At 74.2% G+C, this 1,096-nt stretch carries 1 protein-coding gene; it reads left to right on the top strand.

The features are described from left to right. A partial coding sequence (gene bluB / locus EF903_RS32830) for a 5,6-dimethylbenzimidazole synthase (protein ID WP_260616239.1) occupies positions 1-1,096 on the top strand: 1,096 nt, incomplete at both ends.

A 1,096-nucleotide genomic window follows, 5' to 3' on the forward strand; every position in this document is an offset into this window, starting at 1 on the left:
GCGCAGGACGGCCTCACGCTCGGCGCCGGCGAGCCCGCCCCCGGCTACGCCGACGCCGAGCGCGAGGCCGTCCTGCGCGTCATGCGCGAGCGCCGCGACATCCGCAACGGCTTCCGCACCGACCCCATCCCGCACGAGGTGCTGCTGCGCGTCCTGGAGGCCGCGCACCACGCGCCCAGCGTCGGCCACTCCCAGCCCTGGGACTTCGTCGTCATCCGCTCGGCCGAGACCCGCCGCACGATGCACGAGCTCGCCCAGCGCCAGCGCGAGGCCTACGCCAAGTCGCTGCCCAAGGGCCGGGCCAAGCAGTTCAAGGAACTGAAGATCGAGGCCATCCTCGACACCCCCGTCAACATCGTCGTCACCGCCGACCCCACCCGCGGCGGCCGCCACACCCTCGGCCGGCACACCCAGCCGCAGATGGCCCCGTACTCCTCCGCCCTCGCCGTGGAGAACCTCTGGCTCGCCGCGCGCGCCGAGGGCCTCGGCGTCGGCTGGGTCAGCTTCTTCGACGAGCGCGAGATGGTCCGCGAGCTCGGCCTGCCCGAACACCTCGAAGTCGTCGCCTACCTGTGCGTCGGATACGTCGACGAGTTCCCCGAGGAGCCCGAGCTCGCGCAGGCCGGCTGGTCGCAGCGCCGGCCGCTCGCCTGGGTCGTCCACGAGGAGACGTACGGCCGCCGCGCCCTGCCCGGCGAGGCGCCGCACGACCTGCTCTCCGAGACCGTCGCCAGCATCCGCCCGCTCGACGCGAAGGCGCTCGGCGAGGCCTGGGAGCGGCAGAAGCGCATGACCAAGCCCGCCGGCGCCCTCGGCATGCTGGAGATCATCTCCGCGCAGCTCGCCGGGCTGTCGCGGGTCTGCCCGCCGCCGATCCCCGAGCCCGCCGCGGTCGCGATCTTCGCCGGCGACCACGGCGTGCACGCCCAGGGCGTCACCCCCTGGCCGCAGGAGGTCACCACGCAGATGGTGGCGAACTTCCTCGGCGGCGGCGCCGTCTGCAACGCCTTCGCCAACCAGGTCGGCGCCGCCGCCGAGGAAGTTCGCCACCATCTGCGTGGTGACCTCCTGCGGCCAGGGGGTGACGCCCTGGGCG

It is taken from the genome of Streptomyces sp. WAC05292, from assembly GCF_003949955.1.
GTDB lineage: Bacteria > Actinomycetota > Actinomycetes > Streptomycetales > Streptomycetaceae > Streptomyces > Streptomyces globosus.